At 69.1% G+C, this 18,297-nt stretch carries 7 protein-coding genes and 1 pseudogene; 6 read left to right on the plus strand and 2 right to left on the minus strand.

Annotated elements, in window-relative coordinates; translation table 11 throughout:
• Both ABTZ89_RS19630 and pdxR read right to left on the minus strand, forming a co-directional pair.
• Positions 1-219: pseudogene (locus ABTZ89_RS19630) on the minus strand (hypothetical protein); the annotation flags it as partial.
• Between the two features lie 92 nt (positions 220-311).
• Complete coding sequence (pdxR, locus tag ABTZ89_RS19635; RefSeq protein WP_270947587.1) at positions 312-1,697, minus strand: MocR-like pyridoxine biosynthesis transcription factor PdxR; 1,386 nt, start codon at positions 1,695-1,697, stop codon at positions 312-314.
• A gap of 342 nt (positions 1,698-2,039) precedes the next feature.
• On the opposite strand from pdxR, the gene ABTZ89_RS19640 reads away from it, so the two are divergent.
• The 6 genes from ABTZ89_RS19640 to ABTZ89_RS19665 all read left to right on the plus strand — a co-directional run.
• Positions 2,040-2,588: a YbaB/EbfC family nucleoid-associated protein gene (locus ABTZ89_RS19640; RefSeq protein ID WP_351046589.1), complete on the plus strand. Its 549-nt coding sequence runs from the start codon at positions 2,040-2,042 to the stop codon at positions 2,586-2,588.
• A 33-nt stretch (positions 2,589-2,621) separates the two neighbouring features.
• A complete protein-coding gene (locus tag ABTZ89_RS19645; RefSeq protein WP_351046592.1) occupies positions 2,622-2,930 on the plus strand; it encodes an ESX-1 secretion-associated protein in 309 nt (102 codons plus the stop codon).
• Between the two features lie 136 nt (positions 2,931-3,066).
• Positions 3,067-9,591, plus strand: coding sequence for a DUF8616 domain-containing protein (locus tag ABTZ89_RS19650; protein WP_351046595.1), 6,525 nt, complete (start codon positions 3,067-3,069; stop codon positions 9,589-9,591).
• Between the two features lie 2 nt (positions 9,592-9,593).
• Positions 9,594-10,811 carry an ADP-ribosylglycohydrolase family protein gene (locus tag ABTZ89_RS19655; RefSeq protein WP_351046598.1) on the plus strand — a complete coding sequence of 406 codons (1,218 nt, stop codon included), beginning with the start codon at positions 9,594-9,596 and terminating at the stop codon, positions 10,809-10,811.
• 38 nt (positions 10,812-10,849) lie between these two features.
• A complete protein-coding gene (locus ABTZ89_RS19660) occupies positions 10,850-14,158 on the plus strand; it encodes an ADP-ribosylglycohydrolase family protein (protein ID WP_351046601.1) in 3,309 nt (1,102 codons plus the stop codon).
• A gap of 75 nt (positions 14,159-14,233) precedes the next feature.
• A partial coding sequence (locus ABTZ89_RS19665; protein ID WP_351046604.1) for a type VII secretion system-associated protein occupies positions 14,234-18,297 on the plus strand: 4,064 nt, incomplete at its 3' end.

Consider the following 18,297-nt stretch of genomic DNA (forward strand, 5'->3'; position numbering starts at 1 on the left):
CCTTGGCACCGGTCGCCCGCCACCGGGCGACCAGCGTCTTCTGCTGGTTGCCGCCTCCTCGGCCGGTGCCTCCGGCTTCGGCTCGGTCGGTGCGGTGTCGGTCGCGGTGGTGTCGGCCTGAGCGTCGGCAGCCGGGGTCTCCGCGGCCGGCTCGACCGGGGACTGCGCCGACTCGGGCTGGGCCGGGGCGTTCTCGGTGCTCGACTGTTCCTCGGTCAACTCTGTCTCCTGTGTCGTGCGGCGGGGAACCCAGAATAGAACAGGTGTTCCCCTGTTGTGCTGTGGACTTGCCGGGCATGCGCCCGATCGGGTCACCGCTGGAGGACGGCGACCAGTGCTTGCAGCGCGGGGCGGAAGGCGTGCTCCGCCGGGGCGGCGTAGCCGACGACCACGCCGGGCGGATGGGCTCCCGCGCGCATCCAGTGCGGCCCGAGTACCTCAAGTTCCACCGACTGCTCCCGCGCCCGGGCCAGGACTTCTCGCTCCGTGGGTCCCTCCGGGTCGAGCTGCAAGGTGACGTGCAGTCCGGCCGAGATCCCGGCCGGGTGCGGCCGGTGGTTCGCGCGCAGGTCGTCCAGCGCGGCGCCGAGCAGCTCCAGCCGCCTCCGGTACGCGGCGCGCGATCGGCGGACGTGTTGATCGTAAGCGCCCGACCGGATCAGCTCGGCCATGGCCAGCTGTTCGAACAGCGGCGCGTGCAACCCGCTGTTGATCTTCAGCGTGCGGACCGGATCGACCAGCTGCGGAGGCAGCGCCAGCCATGCCAGGCGCAGCGCCGGGGCCAGCGTCTTGCTGGCGGTGCCCGCGTAGGCGACGTGGTTCGGCGCCATGCCCTGCAGCGAACCGACGGGCTGCCGGTCGAAGCGGAACTCGCCGTCGTAGTCGTCCTCGACGACCAGCAGGTCCTCGGCCTTGGCGCGCTGCACCAGCGCCATCCGCCGTGCCGAGCTCAGCGCGACGCCGAGCGGGAACTGGTGCGCCGGCGTCACCACGACCGCCCCGCTGCGCAGCTGCTCGACGTCGATGCCGTGCTCGTCGACGGGCACGCCGCGCACCGCCATGCCGAGGCTGGCCGGGATGGTCCGCAGCTGCGGCGCGGACGGGTCCTCGAAGTCCATCGAGTCCACGCCCTGGTCGTGAAGGGCCTTGCTGAGCAGCGACAACGCCTGCGTGTAGCCGTTGCAGACGATGATCCGCTCCGGCGCCGTGGCCACCGCGCGCACGCGCGCGAGGTAGTCGGCGAGCGCTTCCCGCAGCAGCGGGTGCCCCTGCGGGTCCCCGTAGTCGAGGTCGTCGGCGGGGATGTCGTGCAGGGCCCGGCGGCTCGCGGCCAGCCAGTCCCGGCGCGGGAAGGCGCTGAGGTCCGGCCGCCCGGGTCGGAAGTCCCAGCGCGCGGTGGGCGGCGCCGGGCTCGGCGCGTCGTCGACCGGGTCCGGCGCGGCGAGCCGATCGGCCACCGTGGTCGGCGCGCCCTGCCGGGACATCAGGAAGCCCTCGGTGATCAGCTGGTCGTAGGCGCGGGTCACGGTGCCCCGAGCGACGCCGAGGTCCTGCGCGAGGGCACGGGTGGACGGCACGCGGGAACCGGCGGGAAGACGCCCGTCGCGGATCGCGGCGCGCAGCGCCTCGGCCAACCCGCGGCTGTCCGGACGCCCCTGGTCCAAGCGCAGCTCAGCAGGGGACCATCCAACCGTCACGCCCTCCGACCCTACGCCGGAGCAGAGGGTGACGGACGCCGACTCCTGCCCCGGAGGTCGATTGATTCCGTGGTCGTTTTGCGTGGCGGTGCGGGCGCTGCGCGCTTGCGGCGGCCTGTGCTGGCTGGGCGCGTCGGGCGTCGCGGCTGGGGAATCAAACGTCCGGCAGGTGATGATCGCTACACGCGCAGTTGTCGCTTTCCTTACCGCTGCGGCATTCGCCGTTGATACCGTGCACAGCCGCGGTGGTGGATCTGTAGCCGCGAACCAGCGTTGGGTTGAGCGTGGCGGGGGAGCGACGTGCCGGAAGACTTCGGTAGGGATATCGGCGCTACCGAGCGGATGGTCCGTGAGTGGCAGGAGAAGGCCGAGGAGAAGGCCGAGAAGTTCGGCCGGATGCAGCAGCAGATCCAGCAGATCTCGGTCACCGAGTCGTCCAAGGACGGCGCCGTCCAGGTGACGGTCGGCTCCGGCGGCATGCTCGAGGCCCTGCAGCTGTCGGAAGCCGCGAGCAATCGCCCGATGGCGAAGCTGGGCGCTGAGATCATGCGGACGGTGCAGGCCGCGCAGGCGAAGATCCCCGAGATGATGCAGCAGGCGGTCGCCGACACCGTCGGCTTGGAGGACACCGCGGCCCAGCACGTCCTCGGCCAAGCCCGCAAGTACTTCCCGGAACCGCCTGAGGACGAGCAAGAGCCGGAGCGCGCCGGCCACCTGCGCGAGATGCAGGTCTCGATCGAGGACGACTACGAGGAGCCGCAGCGCAGGCAGCCCCCGACGCCACCGCAGCGGCCTGCTGCGCCGCCGCGCGAGCAGCAGCCGCCGACTCGTCGGCGCCCTGCCGACGACTTCGACGATGACGACTTCGGCAGCGGTTCGTTCCTGCGCTGACCCCGCCGAGCCCGATCCGAGGAACCTTCTGCCATGCCCGACGAGATGAACGTCGTCATCGAGAACCTGCGCACCCACGGGTCCAAAGTGGACGGCGTGGTCGACCAGCTGAACGTGGCTGTCGACGCGTCGCAGCAGGTCTCGCTGGACAACGACGCCTACGGGATCCTGTGCCGCCCGTTCGCCTGGATGCTCGACCCGGTCGAGCAGCACGGCGTCGAAACCCTGCAGAAGGCGGTCGAAGCCATGCAGGAGGTCGCGGACAACGTGCGCGGCGCAGCCGAGGACTACCAGGCCGTCGACGACAACAACAGCGACCTCATCGGGGGCATCGAGGTATGAGCAGCCCTGTGCCCGCCCGAGTCCTGCTCAACCGCACCTCAGGGGACCGTGACGCGGCTCAGCCGCAGGAAGCCGCGAAACGTGCGATCGAGCTGAACGCAACCACCACTGTGAATCGCGGAGAGGCGGGACGGGCATGAGCAACCCCCTCGTCGCGCAGCAGAAGGAGAACCCGGACGGCCCCGGGATCTTCACCGCGGGCACCGGCGACGCCGGGTGGGGCACCGGCATCGGCATCGCCGAGTCGATCAACGACATCAGCAGCCTCAACGAGGGCTCCAACTGGGTGGAGACCGGGCTGGCCTACGGCGGTGCGGCGCTGGAAGTGGTCGGCATGGCCGTCGACCCGATCGGCACCCTGCTGTCCTACGGCCTGTCCTGGCTGATCGAGCACGTCGAACCGCTCAAGGAGGCGCTGGACTGGTTCGCCGGCGACCCCGACGGCGTCAAGGCGTACGGGGAGACCTGGGCGAACGTCTCCAAGGCCGTCACCACGGCGGCGACCCAGTACAACGACGCGGTCAAGTCCGACACCGCGGAGTGGACGGGCCAAGCCGGCGATGCCTACCGCCAGCACGCCGCGGAGAAGGGCGAAGCCCTCGGGGCGGCTGCCGAGCTGGCCAACACGATCAGCTCGGTCGTGACCATCATGGGCGAGGTCGTCTCGTTCGTCCGCGAGTTCGTCCGCGACCTGGTGTCCGACTGCATCTCGCGGCTGATCACCTACGCGCTGGAAGCGATGGCCCCGCCGCTCGTCTCGCTGGCGTGGGTGGTGCCGCAGGCGGTCGCGTTCATCACCAAGACCGTGGGCAAGATCGCGGACATCGTCCAGAAGCTGGTCAAGACGATCAGCAACGTCGCACCGAAGCTGGCCAAGATGGCCGAGGTCTTCGGCGACGTGATGAAGGCCCTGGGCAAGATGGGCAAGAAAGCGGCCGACGGGATCGGCACGGCCGCCGGCAAGGTCGGCAAGCTCGCGGACAAGGTCGACGTCGCGGGCAAGCTGTCGGACAAGCTCGCCGAGAAGACGTGGAAGAAGGTCGACGACGTCTTCGGCACCGACGTGGTGGGCAAGCACAACGCCAAGTTCGGCGGCCCCGACGCGCCGGGCGGCGGCGGAACGGACGACTCCGACGGGCCTGGGAACACCCGCAACGGGTCCGGTTCCTCCGAGGCCGGTCCGGATTCGCCGGGCACCGACGGGAACGGTTCGTCGCCGGATTCGAACGTCGGTGACAGCGCGGGAGCGCCGAACCGCGGCAGCTCCGAGAACAGCCCCGGAAGTTCGGGCTCGAACGGGCCTGGCACTTCGGAGCCAGGTGGGTCCGCTGGGCCACCTTCGGACGGGCCTGGTGGTTCGCACTCGGAGGGGCCTGGTGGTTCGCAGTCCGGCGGTGGGAACGCTGGTGGCTCGCATCCCGGTGGCGCTGGACCTGATGGCGGCCACGGTTCGCCGTCGGGCGGCCCGAATCCGGGTGGCTCGCACTCCGATGGCGTGACCCCGGGTGGTTCGCAGCACGGTGGGCACGGCAGCTCGCAGCAGGGCGGGGCCGGTGGTGCGCACACCGACGCGGGTGGTTCGCACTCCGGCGGCGGGAACCCCGGTAGCTCGCACTCCGGCGGTGTTGGTCCTGACGGCGGGAACAGCCCTCAGCCGGGTGGCCAGCACCCCGGTGGTGGGAACCCTGGTGGACCCCAGCCCGGTGGCGGGAACCCGGGTGGTTCGACGTTCAGCGGTGGACCGGGGCATTCCGGCGCGTCGCCCACCGGCGCTCCATCCCCAGGTGGCTCTGCGGGGCCAATTGGCGGTCCTGCAGGAGGTTTCGGCTCGCCTGGCGGGCACGGCACGAATGCGCCGAACACCCCGGCGAGCACCACTTCGTCCAATGTGGACGCACCTGCTCGGCCGTCGGATCCTGGCGTCGCGACACCTGCGTCCGCGCCCCCGCCTTCCCGCTCCGACCAGTCGTCCGGCGGAGCCGCTGGCGGCGGAGTCGGCGGTGGCATGGCCGCCGGCGGCGCCCCCGGAGGAACGGGATCGACCGGCGGAGGCGCCGGACGGACCGGTTCCGGTGGGTGGACCGGAACCCCGGGAAGCCCCGGCGCAGCCGGGAGGAACGGCCCCGAGGCCCCGCGTCAGCGCGGGCCGGAGGGCCCGTCCGAGCGCGGATCGGCGAAGCCGGACGCGCCGGAGCGGCGCAGCCCGGGCAGCGAGGCCGGACAGCGTCCGGCCGGCGCGAACCGCCCCGGAGGGCCGGGACGGCCCGACGGGCCGAACCCCGCGCAGCAGGCGCCATCGCGCCCGAACACGCTGCAACATCCAGGCGGCGCACCACGTTCCGACGCACCCGCGTCGCAGAACGGGCCAGCCCGTTCCGGGCACCCGGACGGTCCGCCGCGGCAGAACGCCCCGCAGCCCCCGGCTGGTCCAAGGCCGCAGGATGCTCCGTCACGCCCGGATGCGTCGAGGCCGAACACGCCGCAGCACCCGGGCGGCCAGCCGCGCCCCGACGCGCCCGCGCGCCCGGACGGCTCAGCGCGCCCGAACGATCCGTCGCGCCCAGATGCCCGGCCCAACCAGCATCCGGATGGCCCGTCGCGCCAGTCGGCGCCGCGGCCCGATGGCCCGCCCGCTCAGCACCAGCGGCCCGACGGTCCGTCCCACCCCGACCGGTCGACGCACCCGGACGGTCCGTCCCGGACCCGCCCAGATGCCGACCCGGACGCGCCACGCCAGCGCCACCCGGAGTCCGGGCAGAACCCGAGCGGCGCCCACCCCCAGAGCGCACGCCCGGACGCTCCGAACCGAAACGCGCCCACCGCGCACCAACCAGGCCCGCGGCACCCGGACGCCGGTCGCAACGAGTTCTCGCAGGTCCGCCCCGACTCGTTCTCGAACGTCAGGACCGAGGGCGACCAGCGCTGGGGCCCGGACCGCCAGCAGCCCGTCCGCGAGGAATCCCCCGGCCACCAGCCGGAACCGGCTCCGGAGCGCTCCACCGCGGAGTCCATGGCGGCCGAACGTCCCCCGGCGGTCCCGCACGAGCACGCCTGGAACCTCAACGCGGGCTTGCACGAGCGGGTGAACGTCTCGGACGAGCTGCGGCAGAAGTTGGGCAGCGAGCCCACGGGGATCCGCAACACCAAGTCGGGTCTCTCGATGGTGCCTCCGCGGCCTGCTGTGCCCGGCACGCCGCGCACTCCGCTGGACCACTGGCGGGAACCGAACCCGTCCATCGACCCGAAGCGCTACACGGTCGAGGTGCACGGCAGCCCGAACGGCGTGAGCTTCCGCGGCCAGGAGCTCTCCGCGAAGGAGTTGGCCGAGATCATCAAGGGCGCACCGGGCTACAAGCCGGGCGCCCCGGTCCGCCTGCTGTCCTGCAACACCGGCGCCGACCTGCCGGACGGCTCCCCGAACTTCGCCCAGCAGCTGTCGAAGGAACTGGGCGTCGAAGTCCTCGCCCCGAAGACCAACGCGTGGGTCGACAACTTCGGCAACATGTACGCCAGCGAGTCCAGGGCGAAACTGGACCCGAACGGCCCCGACGGCGTCCAAGCCACCTTCGACGAACCGGGCCAGTGGGCCAGCTTCCACCCGGACGGCACCCAAGCGGTCCACGACAGCCCCTACCCCCCGGGCCACGAACCGGAATGGGTCCGCCACGGAGCCCAAGCAGCCAACGCCGAACAACGCGGCTTCCTGGACCGACCGCCGAAGGAGTTCCAGCATCCCGGCGGCCCGCGCTGGAGCGGCATCCACACCCGCCAGGACGGGTACGGCCTGCCGATCCAAGGCCACGTCTCGCCGACCGGCGAGTTCGTGCCGCACGTTCGCGTTGATGCGAACGGCAACGCCGTGCACGACGCCAACGGGAACCTGATCCGCGCCGGGCACGTCGATCCCGAGGGGCGGTGGGTGCCGGAGCACGTCGACCACACCGGAAACCTGGCGCCCGACGGGCACTACGCGCAGAACGGTCAGTGGATCGCGCACGGCCGCGCGGACGACATGGGCCGCTGGATCCCGGTGCACCTCGACGCGAACGGCTACCACGACCTCGGCCGCTTCAACCCGCAAACCCACCAGTGGGAGCCGCTCGGTCGCGTCGACCCGAACACTGGTCAGTTCGTCCCCAACCCGCCGCCACAGCAGCACTTCCAGCAGCAGTTCCAGCAGCAGCCGCAGCAGCAGTTCCAGCAGGCTCAGCCGCAGCAGCCGCAGCAGCCGCAGCAGCAGTCGCCGCAGTTCCAGCAGCAGCCGCAGCAGCAGTTCCAGCAGACTCAGCAGCAGCAGTCGCCGCAGCCGCAGCTCCAGCAGCACTCGCAGCCGCAGCAGTTCCAGCAGCAGAATGCGCCCGCCGGTCCGGCCCATCCACAGCAGACGACTCCGTATCCGGCGACGCCGCAGCAGTCGACGCCGCAAGCCGGAGGTGCACCGGGCCAGCAAGCTGCTCAACAGCCGGCCGCGGTTCAGCGACCCAACCAGGCTGCGCCGCAGCCCCAGCAGCAGCCGTCCCAAGCGCCGATGCCGCAGCGGTTCGCCGACCAAGCTCCGCAGCAGCCGATGCGCCAGCAACCCCCTGCCGCGCAGCAAGCCCCGTACACCCAGCAGCCACCGCAGGGGCTCGACGCAAGGCAACAACCGCAGGGTGGGCAACGTCCCAACCCACCTGCGCCGGATGCACACCCAGGTGCCCAGCGGCCGCCGATGCAACAACAACCGTCGGCATCGCCCAACGCGCCGGGACAGCAAGTCCCCAGCCAGCCGCGCCCGGCAGCTGCGGCTCCACAGCCCTCGGCCGCCCCGTCGGCTCCGAGCACGCCGCAGCAACCGACGCCACCCGCACGACCAGGGGGACAACCGCCGGCAACGAGCAACTCCCCGGGCCAGGCTCAGTCGTCGCCCGCACCCAGCGGTCCACGGCCGGAGGGACAGCCCGGGCAGCGCAACATGTCGCCGTCCGACGCTGGCAACCCGGCCAAGGGGCCGAGCCCGACGCAGTCCCCGGACGTCAGTGGCCCCAGCTCGCAACCGCCGCACGCTCGACCTGGGGATCCGGCCGGACAACCCGCGGCCGCGTCCAGCACTAAGCCCGGTCGGGACAAGCCGGACGTTGCTCAACACGCCGGGACTCCGGAATCAGCCAACGCTCCGGTTTCGGCTACCCCGAAATCCAGCCAAAAGCCGGAAGGCCTAACGGATTTCGAGCCGGAGTTGAGGCATGCTCCGGCCAAATCGGATGGCGAGGTGGACCCCTCGTCCGCGCAGTCGGGTTCATCGCATGCGCAGGCCGTGCGGAACGATTTCGATCCTTCGCCGTCGGACGTGCCTTCACCCGAGCCTTCGGCCCGGACTGGTTCGTCGTCCACGGATGATCCGGGTTGGAAGAACGACTTCGAACCCGCCGCACAAGGCTCGAAGCCGGATTCGGGGACGACTTCCGCTGCGGACAGCAGAAGTCCGTTCGATCCTCCTCCGGGTGAAGCGCCGGCTTCCGCTGCGGACCGCGGAAGCCCGTTCGACCCTGCTCCGGGTGAAGCGCCGGCTTCCGCTGCGGACCGCGGAAGTCCGTTCGATCCGCCTCCGGATGAAACGCCGGCTCCCGCCGGGACGAAGAGCCTGGCGGAGTTGCTGGGGGACGAGAACCGCGGAGGCGGAGGAACGTCCCACGCCGACGCTTCCTCGGGGGACCGGATCCGCGCCATGCTGGGCGATGCGGATCCGTCCCCGGATGTGGACGCACCCCGCGGGGGGAGCGAACTCGATGGGCCGCAGCACGATCAGCCGCATGCGCCCGAACCGGAGATCCCGCAGGACGTCAAGTGGGCCCTCGACGCCAAAGGCGACGCGCTGGCGCAGGACTACCTCGACGATCCCGATTTCCGGCTGTCCGAGCAGGACCGGCAGGACTTCCGGGACAACTTCCCGATGTACGCCCGAGGGTTCGAAGCGGACTACCACGCGGTGCTGCCTGAGATGCGGGCGGCGCTGGAAGCGAAGTACCCGCGAGAGCAGTACCCGGAGGTGCACGAGATCACCGACGAAGAGCTGCTCGCGATCCGGGTCTACAGCGAACACGGCTACAAGGAACTCAACCGGGCCCTGCGAGAAACGGACTTCTTCAAGCACGCCAACGCGATGTCCAGCCAGGATCCGATGGCCAGGGCCCTCTCGTCAGCCCTCAACCGGCTGCCCAGCCACGAGGGCTGGGTCAGGCGGAACATCGGTGGACGCAGCGAGGGGAACTTCGAGGACCACGTGCGCCGCTACGCGCCCGGCAAGATGACCGCCGAGCAGGCGTACTCGAGCTCCAGCCATCCCGACTACTCGTACCACCCGGATAGCGGAGTGCCGCGGATCCGCATGATGATCCATTCGAAATCTGCCGTGGACATCGACTTCCTGTCCGGGAACAAGGGCGAATCGGAGTACCTGTTCGGCGGCCGGTCCTACTTCCGCACCCTGGAGGCGGAGGTCGTGGACGAGCTGATCGACGGCAAGTGGGAGAAGGTGCTCGTCGTACGCGCCGAGCAGGTCCCCGCATCCGAGATCACCCCCGAGATGCTGGACGAGATCGGTCCGCGGCTGTCGTACGAGGGCCCCGACGGTGAACCGGTCCCGATCCCCGATGACCTGCTGCGCGGCAAGGGAGCATGACGATGAGCACGGCGAGCAACCCCGCGGTGTCCCGTGATGAGCGGCTGGTGCTGGACAGGCTTCGCGACGCGCCGCGTTCCGACGAGGTGTGGCGAGCCGGAAAGCGGCGGAACGACTGGGACGTCGCGCTGATCCGCCGCGCCTTCGGGCGCAGCAGCGATGAGTTCTGCCGAGGGCAGAGCGGGCAGCAGCCGGAGCTGGACGACATCGCGCTGATCCACGGGATGCGCGCCAACTTCGGCGCTGCGGTCCGGGGTGCGGTGGTGGCCGACCAGGTGTTGCGTGGTGGATCAGGGCTTTCCGCTGCAGCGCAGATGATGTTGTTCGGGCTGGACTCGGTCGTGCGCGCGGAGACGTACTACCGGGTGGAGCACGCGGTGAACCCCGGTAACACTGCCCTCTTCGGCCTGCTGCGGTGGCGGCACACCCAGGGAACGCCCTGGTCCGAGGTCGTACCGGGCGCGTACGTCGACGTGCTCCCGGAGCCAACCGGCTGGTTGATCAAGGACGCCAGGCTGTTCCAGCAACGCGACCCGGATCCGGTCTGCGACGCCGCGTTGGCGGTATTCGCGGAGCGGCAGGTGTTCGGGTCGTTCCGCCGCCCGATCAACGATGCGCGTACTCCGTCGGCGATCCTCCGAACGATCGGCATGGCGGCGTGGTCCGACTCCCCCGAGGAAGTTCTGGCGCAAGCCGCGGCGAACGCGCTGCTCACGCACGGGCACCCGGACGCGTATCTCAGCGCTGGTGCCTTCGCCGTCATCATCAACACCTTGCTCGCCGGCGGCGACCTCGCGGCTGCGAGCGAGATCGTCCTCGAGGAACTGGTCAAGTGGCCTGGCTGCGGGGGCGTCCACGGAATGATCTCGTCAGCTGGGCGGCTCGGCAGGGCTGGCGACCCATCGCTGTTGAGGGAGCTGGTCGGTGCGGGCAATGCGCCGAATGCCCTGGCTGTCGCCATTGCAGCGGCCCATTTGCGGTTCACCGATTTCGACGGTGCCGTCCGTCTCGCAGGGGAGTTGCTGCCTGCCTCCGCGGTGCTCGTCGGTGCCATGCTGGGGGCGGGTCGAGGGGACTCGGCAGTCCCACCGCAATGGTCGGAGGACTTGGTGCTTCGAGACGTGTTCGACCGGTTGACCGCCGATGTGCTGGCCAGTCGGGGCGTGGATGTCGAGAGGCGTTGGCAGCAGAGCTGGGTTCACGACTACCCCTCGTTCTGAGGTGTTGCGGACCTGATGGTGAACGAGAGCAGTGGGGCATGAGCCAGAACGAACACGCGATGACCGACGACCAGCAGCGGCTGCTCCGCGCATGGCGGGAGATCAAGTCGCGGCCTATTCTGCTGCCCCTGTCCTGGTTCCAGCACGTCGACGACCTCGAGGAGAAGGCAGCGGCGCGCGAGCGGTTCAACGGTGCCGCGGGTGAACAGCAGCAGCAGAATCGTCGACCTGGGGTGTGGAACTACACCCGCTACGGGCGAGCGCTGGGCATGCTCGTCGGTGGGGCGTTGGGAGATTCTCTGGGGGCGTTGGGCCCGGCATCGGTCGACGATCTGCTCGCGGCTGCGCGGCCGTCGAGTGGAACGGGCATCCGGTCCAGGACAGCTCGGACCGACCTGCTGCTGTCCGGTGCCAGGGCCGCAGTTCACTCGGGTGTCGAGCTCCGACGTGGCGGTGACGCAGACGAGGCGTTCACCACGGGTATCGCGCGCGGGTTGCCGAAGGACAACGGTGACCTCGGCTGTTTGGCCGTGTCCGTTCCCGTTGCGCTGGGCAGCGCGGGAAGCCCGGACGAGGTGGTCTTCCGCCGCGGTATGGCGGCGGCGGAACTGCTGAGCGATCGATCTGAGGATCGTGCGAGCGCGGCGGTCCTGGCCGTCGCGTTGGCACGGGCACTCGCGGACGGCGACCAGGACTTGCGCCGGATCGCCATCGACTCGATCGAGCGGCTGAACCAGAGAGGTGTGGGCGAAGGGCTCCGCCTCCGGCTGGAATTCCTCGCGGAGAACGCGCGCGCAGTCGAGAAGGCGCCACTGGACGAAGCACTGGCGAAACTGGGTGATGGCTCGTCCGGCCCCGAAGTCGTCACTCGCGCGTTGTACCTCACGTGGCGGTTCGGTTCCGGTGGGCGAGCAGAGCTGCACGCCGCATCAGCAGCCCAGTACGGCGCCGTGAGCGCGGCTGTTTGCGGCTTGTTGACGGGCGCGCGTTTCGGTGCAGGAGCATTTCCACAGGTTTGGCGGCGCAGACTCACGTCTGCTCAGACGATCGAGGAATTGGCTGCCGACCTCTTCGAGGAGTACGGCCCACCACAGCCGACCGGCATGCGCTCACCAAGCCCGTCCACGCAGTTGACCAGCAGCGCTCCGCGAACTCCGGAACAGGTTGACGAGCCGCTGAGCGATCCCCGGACGCGTGGGCGCCAGCGGCGGTCCGAGCCGACTGTGCTGGGGGCTGGGGGGAGCGTCGATGAGCGGCGGGACCGGTTGTCCGGTGCTGTTCTCGGCTTCGCCATCGGGGATCGCCTCGGCTCAGCCGTCGCCGACTTGACCTGGCCCGAGATCCAAGAGCAGTTCGGCAGCCAGGGAATCTCGCGTTACGCAGCTGCTGCGGAACCCGAGCAGCTCCGGTCGAGTTCGCTCAAGTTGGCCCTGTCGTTGGACATCTTGATCAGGGCCGATCAAGCCCGGGTCGGCGGCGAAGATCCGGATTTGGGAGATCTGCTCGACGCCGGGTACCAGCGATGTGCGGAGCGATTCCCCGACTTCGCCAACGACGTGATCGCCGAGTCGGCCGCGCACTACCCGATCGATCCGGATTTCCGGCCATCGCTGATGCAGGTCGGGAACAGTGCTGACGAGATCGTTCGCTACTTGCCGATGGCGCTCTGGACCGAGGTCTATCCGAGGCTTTTCCCGCTGGTCCGGCAGGCTGCGTCAGGTCTGGGCGACGCGGAGGCTGCTTCGGTCGCGGGGTTCGTGGTGCTTCTGCAGCTCTGCATCTTCTCGAAGAACCCGGTGCGTGCGGTCGGCATGGTCCAGTCCGAGTCGGGTGAGCTTTCCGGCCCGGAACTGAGAACCGCGTTGATGAAGGCTGAAAGGGTCGCGAGGCGCGGCATCACTCCCGCTGAGATCGAACAACTGGGCACGGGTGACACCGCCACCGAGGCGATCGCGATCGCTGTCTGCGCTGCTGAATCGGCGGAGTACGACTTCGACGAGTCGTTGCGCATCGCGGTCAACCACTCGGGCAACAGCTCCGCGACCGGCGCGCTCTGCGGGGCGCTGCTCGGCGCCAGCCTCGAGGGTGTGCAACGGCTTTCCGAGCATTGGCTGAAGGGGCTTACCGGCGGTCGCATGCTTTACCGGCTAGCGCAGGACGCCGGAGAGCAGTTCGGGCCGCAGCCCCCGGACAGTGCGGAGTGGCGGCAGCGGTACCCGGCCACGTCCGGAACTGCTCGCACCGCACCACCTCAGCCCATCGAGCCGCACGAGCGGTTCATGGGGTCGATGTTGGCCGGGGCCGTCGGGGATTCGTTGGGGTTCGCCATCGAATTCGACGACATCGGGACGATTCGGCGGAAGCACGGGGACGCTGGGCTCACCGATCCGGTGTTGCGGGACGGTGTTGCTCAGGTTTCCGACGACACGCAGATGATGCTCTTCACGCTCGAAGGGCTCATCCGGGCGCATGTGGCTCGGCGGATGAATCCTGTCGACAACGATCCGGTTCCCGAGGTGCAGCACGCCTATCAGCGCTGGTACCACACGCAGTACCAGCCTTGGGATCAGGCGGGTGGGCCTTATGCGCAGCGTCTCCAGCAGCCCGATGGGTGGTTGATCACGCGCCAGGAGCTCTTCAGCACGCGTGCTCCGGGGAGTACGTGCATGTCGGCGTTGAGGAAGTTCGCGCAGACGCATCAGCACGCGACTCCGCAGCACACGATCAACGATTCCAAGGGCTGCGGCGGTGTTATGCGCGCTGCGCCGGTGGCGGTGTGGTCCGGTGATCCGGCTGAGGTGTTCTACGCCGCGGTCGGTACGGCTGCGCTGACGCACAGCCATCCCAGTGGGTATCTGTCCGCTGGTGTGCTGGCGGTGATCGTGCACCAGCTCATCCGGGATGTGTCGTTGCCGGATTCCGTTCGGTTGGCTCGGGAGCTGCTGCTGCGGTGGCGTGGACACGAAGAGCAGCTGCAGGTCCTCGACAAAGCCGTGGAGCTCGCGAGGAAGGGCCCGGTCAGCCCGGAAGAGCTCAAGGACACCCTGGGGCAGGGCTGGGTCGGCGAGGAGGCACTCGCGATCGGGCTCTACGCCGTGCTGGCCACGGACAACCTGCGGGATGCGTTGCTGCTGTCGGTGAACCACTCGGGGGATTCCGACTCGACGGGGATCGTGGCGGGCAACATCGGCGGGGCGCTGTACGGAACTCGCGCGATTCCGCAGAAGTGGTTGAACACGCTGGAACTCCGCGAGATCGTCGAGACGCTGGCCAAGGACGCGCTCGCCGAGTTCAGCCCCGGCCCGCCCAGCGACCAGGCATGGCTGCGACGCTATCCGGCTTGGTAAGCCTGCGATCCGCAGCCAGGTTGCAGTGCGTGAGCCCGCGGACTTCGCAGCTGGACCGGGGAAGGTGAACTGGTAGTGGATCACGAAGGTGCAGCCCGGAACCCGAGCAATGACTCCCGCACGTGGTCGCTCGAGGTTCGGACGACCGGGGATGCAGCGGCCGCGCATGCCGACAAGGCCAGTCGGTACGGCCTATTCACCGAGAGTGAGCCCGGCGGCGACTTCCCGATCGGGCTGAAGGACTTCAACCTGTCCCCTGCGGGCCAGGAGCAGAACGCGGAGTCGGCAAACCGTCAGGCCAATCCCGACTGCCGGTCGTCATTGGTTGAGCGCGCGGGACCTCCGGTGAATTGGATCGATCGGGGGATGCGTTGGGCGATGGCCGGTCATATCGATCAGCACGTCCTCCTCGAGCTGATTGCCAAAGCCGTGTTGCCCGTTCTCATGACGCCGGACGGGCATCCGATGACGCTCCAAGATCCGGACGGCCCTCGCTTGACGGCCTTTGCCGCAAGTTGCCTGGTACCTGACGATGTACGTGCGAAGCCGATGTACGTGCCCAGGCTGTTGAAAGCACTCCCCCCGGATGCGTTCCTGGTGGTCAACGGCGTTGCCGAGCTGCAGGCGAAGTTCCTGGTTGCGGACTTGGTAGCTGCGCTGCGTGATATCGGCCTGCTCGTGGACAACCCATCGGGCGGGCTCGATGTTGGGCCAGCGATCTGGGTGGAGCAGAGCGCGCGACTCACCGAACTGGTCGACGAGCCGACGTTCGATGCGATCGAGCAGGCGCTGGCCCGGTGGGGGAAGCTCAGCGAGACCACCGTCCCGCGTGCCCGTCAGATCGAGCTTGGGATCAACGCGGTCGAAGTGCTGGTCCAGGGCGGGATCGCCGATCCGGACGTGCTTGCGGCAACGGCTGCTTTCCGGGGCGTCGAAATCCTGTACGGCGGCTCCCGCACCATTGTGATCAGCGGGGACGAGGAGACGCGTGCGCGTGCCATCTTGCGCTCGGCGACGAGTCCGCGCGAACCGTCGTCCGATGTCAACCCGGCGCGTGCTGAGGTCGTGGCGGATCTCGTGTACCACTTCTACGTGGAGCACTTGCGTGCGATGCCCTGGCAGACGCGAGCGGTCGTACTCGCCAATCGGTTTGCCGACGCCATCACGCCTTGGGTGCAGGCCGATGTGCGCGAGCACCGGAAGTCCGAACTCTCCATCGAGCTGCTGACGTGCGCGAAGGACTTCCCTGAGGAGCTGCGCGCGCTGTTCGCCGAGCGGGTGACGGGGCTCGATCCGGCCAGGCCGGCGCCGTACAAGCTGAGACCGGAGCCGCGGCTGTCGATCACTTCTCCGGATCAGGCCATCGACTGCGCCCGCGAGGATCTCGGCGTACTGGTTGATCCGGTGCACGTGGAGGACATCGGGCCGGCGTACCTAGTGCGCTCAGAGGCTGACGCCTCTCAGGTCTACTTCGTGCACAAGGTGTGGGAAACCGTCACCATCGAGGACGACCGCAGGGGTATTGCTCGCTCGTACTGCATCAAGTACGACGTGTTTCCGCTTGACCCGAAGTGGGAACACGCCCGACCGGGATTCCAACCGCAACCCGCGCCTGCTCAAATGCCCATTGGGGCTCCTGCACAGGTTGGCGGTCCGATGCAGGGCGGAGAGGGCCAAACAGATCCTTCCCGAACTGCGTTGAGTGACAGTGGCTTAGCGGAAACTCCGGCCTCGACCCAACAGGATGCCGATGGGGATCGTCCTGCGGACGCGATCGCGGCCCCCACGCTGATCGGTGTGTACTCGATGGCTTCGGGCGATGAACCGCAGCGGGTCGCGGAGTTTCGGTGGAGCACGGAGGCCGGGGTCACCGTCGAGGTTTTCGACCAGGAGTGGGGCAAGGTCGCGCTGTACCACTACCACCGGGGTGTCTCGTTGGTGTCCGAGAAGCGCGATGTGCTTCCCAGCGAGGGCCCCGAGTTCATGCGCGCGCTCCTGAAGCGCAACGACATGAGCTACTACCGTTTCGTCGACGAGAGTGCGCAGGATCAGCCGGTGAGTCGTCGAGCCGGGGATGCGGAGGTGGACATGAGCCAGCCGCAGGGTGTGGAGATGACCGCGCTGGAGCAGGCGATTGCGCGGTTCAGCACTGGGCAGGGGCCCGTCGAGGACGTCTACCGGGAGTTCCTGGTCGCCAGGACGTTCTTGATCACTGCGCCGGATTCGTCGCCCGCGTACTTCCGGATCGCGGATCAGCCGAAGGAGCAGATCTGGGTCTGCACCGACGAAAGCGCGGCGCCGGATTTGGGGATGCCGGAACTGGGACCGACGGGCACCGTCCCGGTCAACGGCTACCGGTTGCTGCCGCTGCTCGCTGATCGGAACGTGCGCATCCTCACCCGCGGTGACGTGATGGACCTGATGATCATCGGTTCGCGGGCAGTGCTGCTCTCGGCCCCGGAGATCACGGACCAGGTGCGAGCAGAGGGGCTGAAGAAGCCCGGCACTTGGCTGGGCGTGCCGGATCGCATGTTGCGCGAAAAGCCGTGGGAGGGCGTCCCCGAGCGCCATGTCGTCGGCGAGTACTGGGTCGATGAGAACGGGACCGTCACCGATCAGTACCGACCGAACCCCGCGTACCGGCCTTCCCCGAGGACTTTGGGGTTCCCGGAGCCGGAGAGCAGGCTTGAGCATTTCCTCCAGCTGCACGTCACTGACCAGATTTCCGAACGGACTCTGGTGAAGGTGCTCAACCAGTCAGTGATCGTCCTCGCGGCGCACGAGGATGGTGTGCCTGCGGCGTTTCAGCTCGGTGACCGGCCGACGCTCGTTGCCGCCTCGGCCTCCGAGCACATCCCCGGCTTCGCCAAGGGGAAGGTCAAGGCAACTTTTGCCGAAATGACGCCTGCTTTCAAAGAGACCGACTTGGTCATCGATCTTGGTACGCGCCACCAGACCCATCTTCCCGGGCAACTGCTGCTGGAGGTGCTGGCATCACTGGAGCAGGAGAAGCCCAGTGATGCGGGGCAGCAGCGTCCAGCGACAACGCCTCAGCAGCCCGCCCAGCCCGAGCCTGCTCCGAAGCCGATTGATCCGCAGGAGCGGTTCATGGGGGCGATGCTCGCTGGGGCGGTGGGGGATGCGCTCGGGTATGCCGTCGAGTTCCACGACATCGACCTGATCCGGCGGACGCACGGCGATGCCGGGCTGACCGCTCCGGTGCTGCGGGATGGTTCCGCGCACATCTCCGATGACACGCAGATGATGCTGTTCACGCTCGAGGGGCTCATCCGGGCTCATGTCGCTCGGCGGATGAATCCGGTGGACAACGACCCCGTTCCCGAGGTGCAGCACGCCTACCAGCGCTGGTTCCACACTCAGAACCAGCCGTGGGCGCAGGCCGGTGGTCCGTACGCGCGGCACCTCCAGCAGCCCGACGGGTGGCTGATCACGAACCGCGAGTTGTTCAGCCCGCGGGCTCCGGGGAGCACGTGCATGTCCGCGTTGGCGCGGTTCGCGCAGACGCACCAGCACGCCACCCTGCAGAACCCGGTCAACGACTCCAAGGGCTGCGGCGGGGTCATGCGGGCAGCTCCGGTGGCGGTGTGGTCGAACGATCCCGCCGAGGTCTTCCACGCCGCGGTCGGCACCGCCGCGCTTACGCACAGCCATCCCAGTGGGTATCTGTCCGCCGGGGTGCTCGCCGTGATCGTGCACCAGCTCATCCGGGACGTGCCGCTGCCGGATTCCGTTCGGCTGGCTCGGGAACTGCTGCTGCGGTGGCGCGGGCACGAGGAGCAGGTGCAGGTCCTCGACAAGGCCGTTGAGCTCGCTCAACAGGGACCGGTCGCTCCTGAGGTGATCAAGGACACCCTCGGTCAGGGGTGGGTCGGGGAGGAAGCTCTCGCGATCGGGCTCTACGCCGCGCTGGCCACGGATAACCTGCGGGACGCGCTGCTGCTGTCGGTGAACCACTCGGGGGACTCGGACTCCACGGGGATCGTGTGCGGCAACATTGCGGGGGCTCTGCACGGGGCTCGGGCCGTTCCGCCGGAGTGGCTCGCGTCCCTGGAGCTGCGCGGGGTGATCGAGGCGCTGGCGCGGGACGCGCTCGCCGAGTTCAGCCCCGGGCCGCCGAC

This window comes from Saccharopolyspora sp. NPDC002686 (genome assembly GCF_040295745.1).
Classification (GTDB): Bacteria; Actinomycetota; Actinomycetes; order Mycobacteriales; family Pseudonocardiaceae; genus Saccharopolyspora; species Saccharopolyspora oryzae.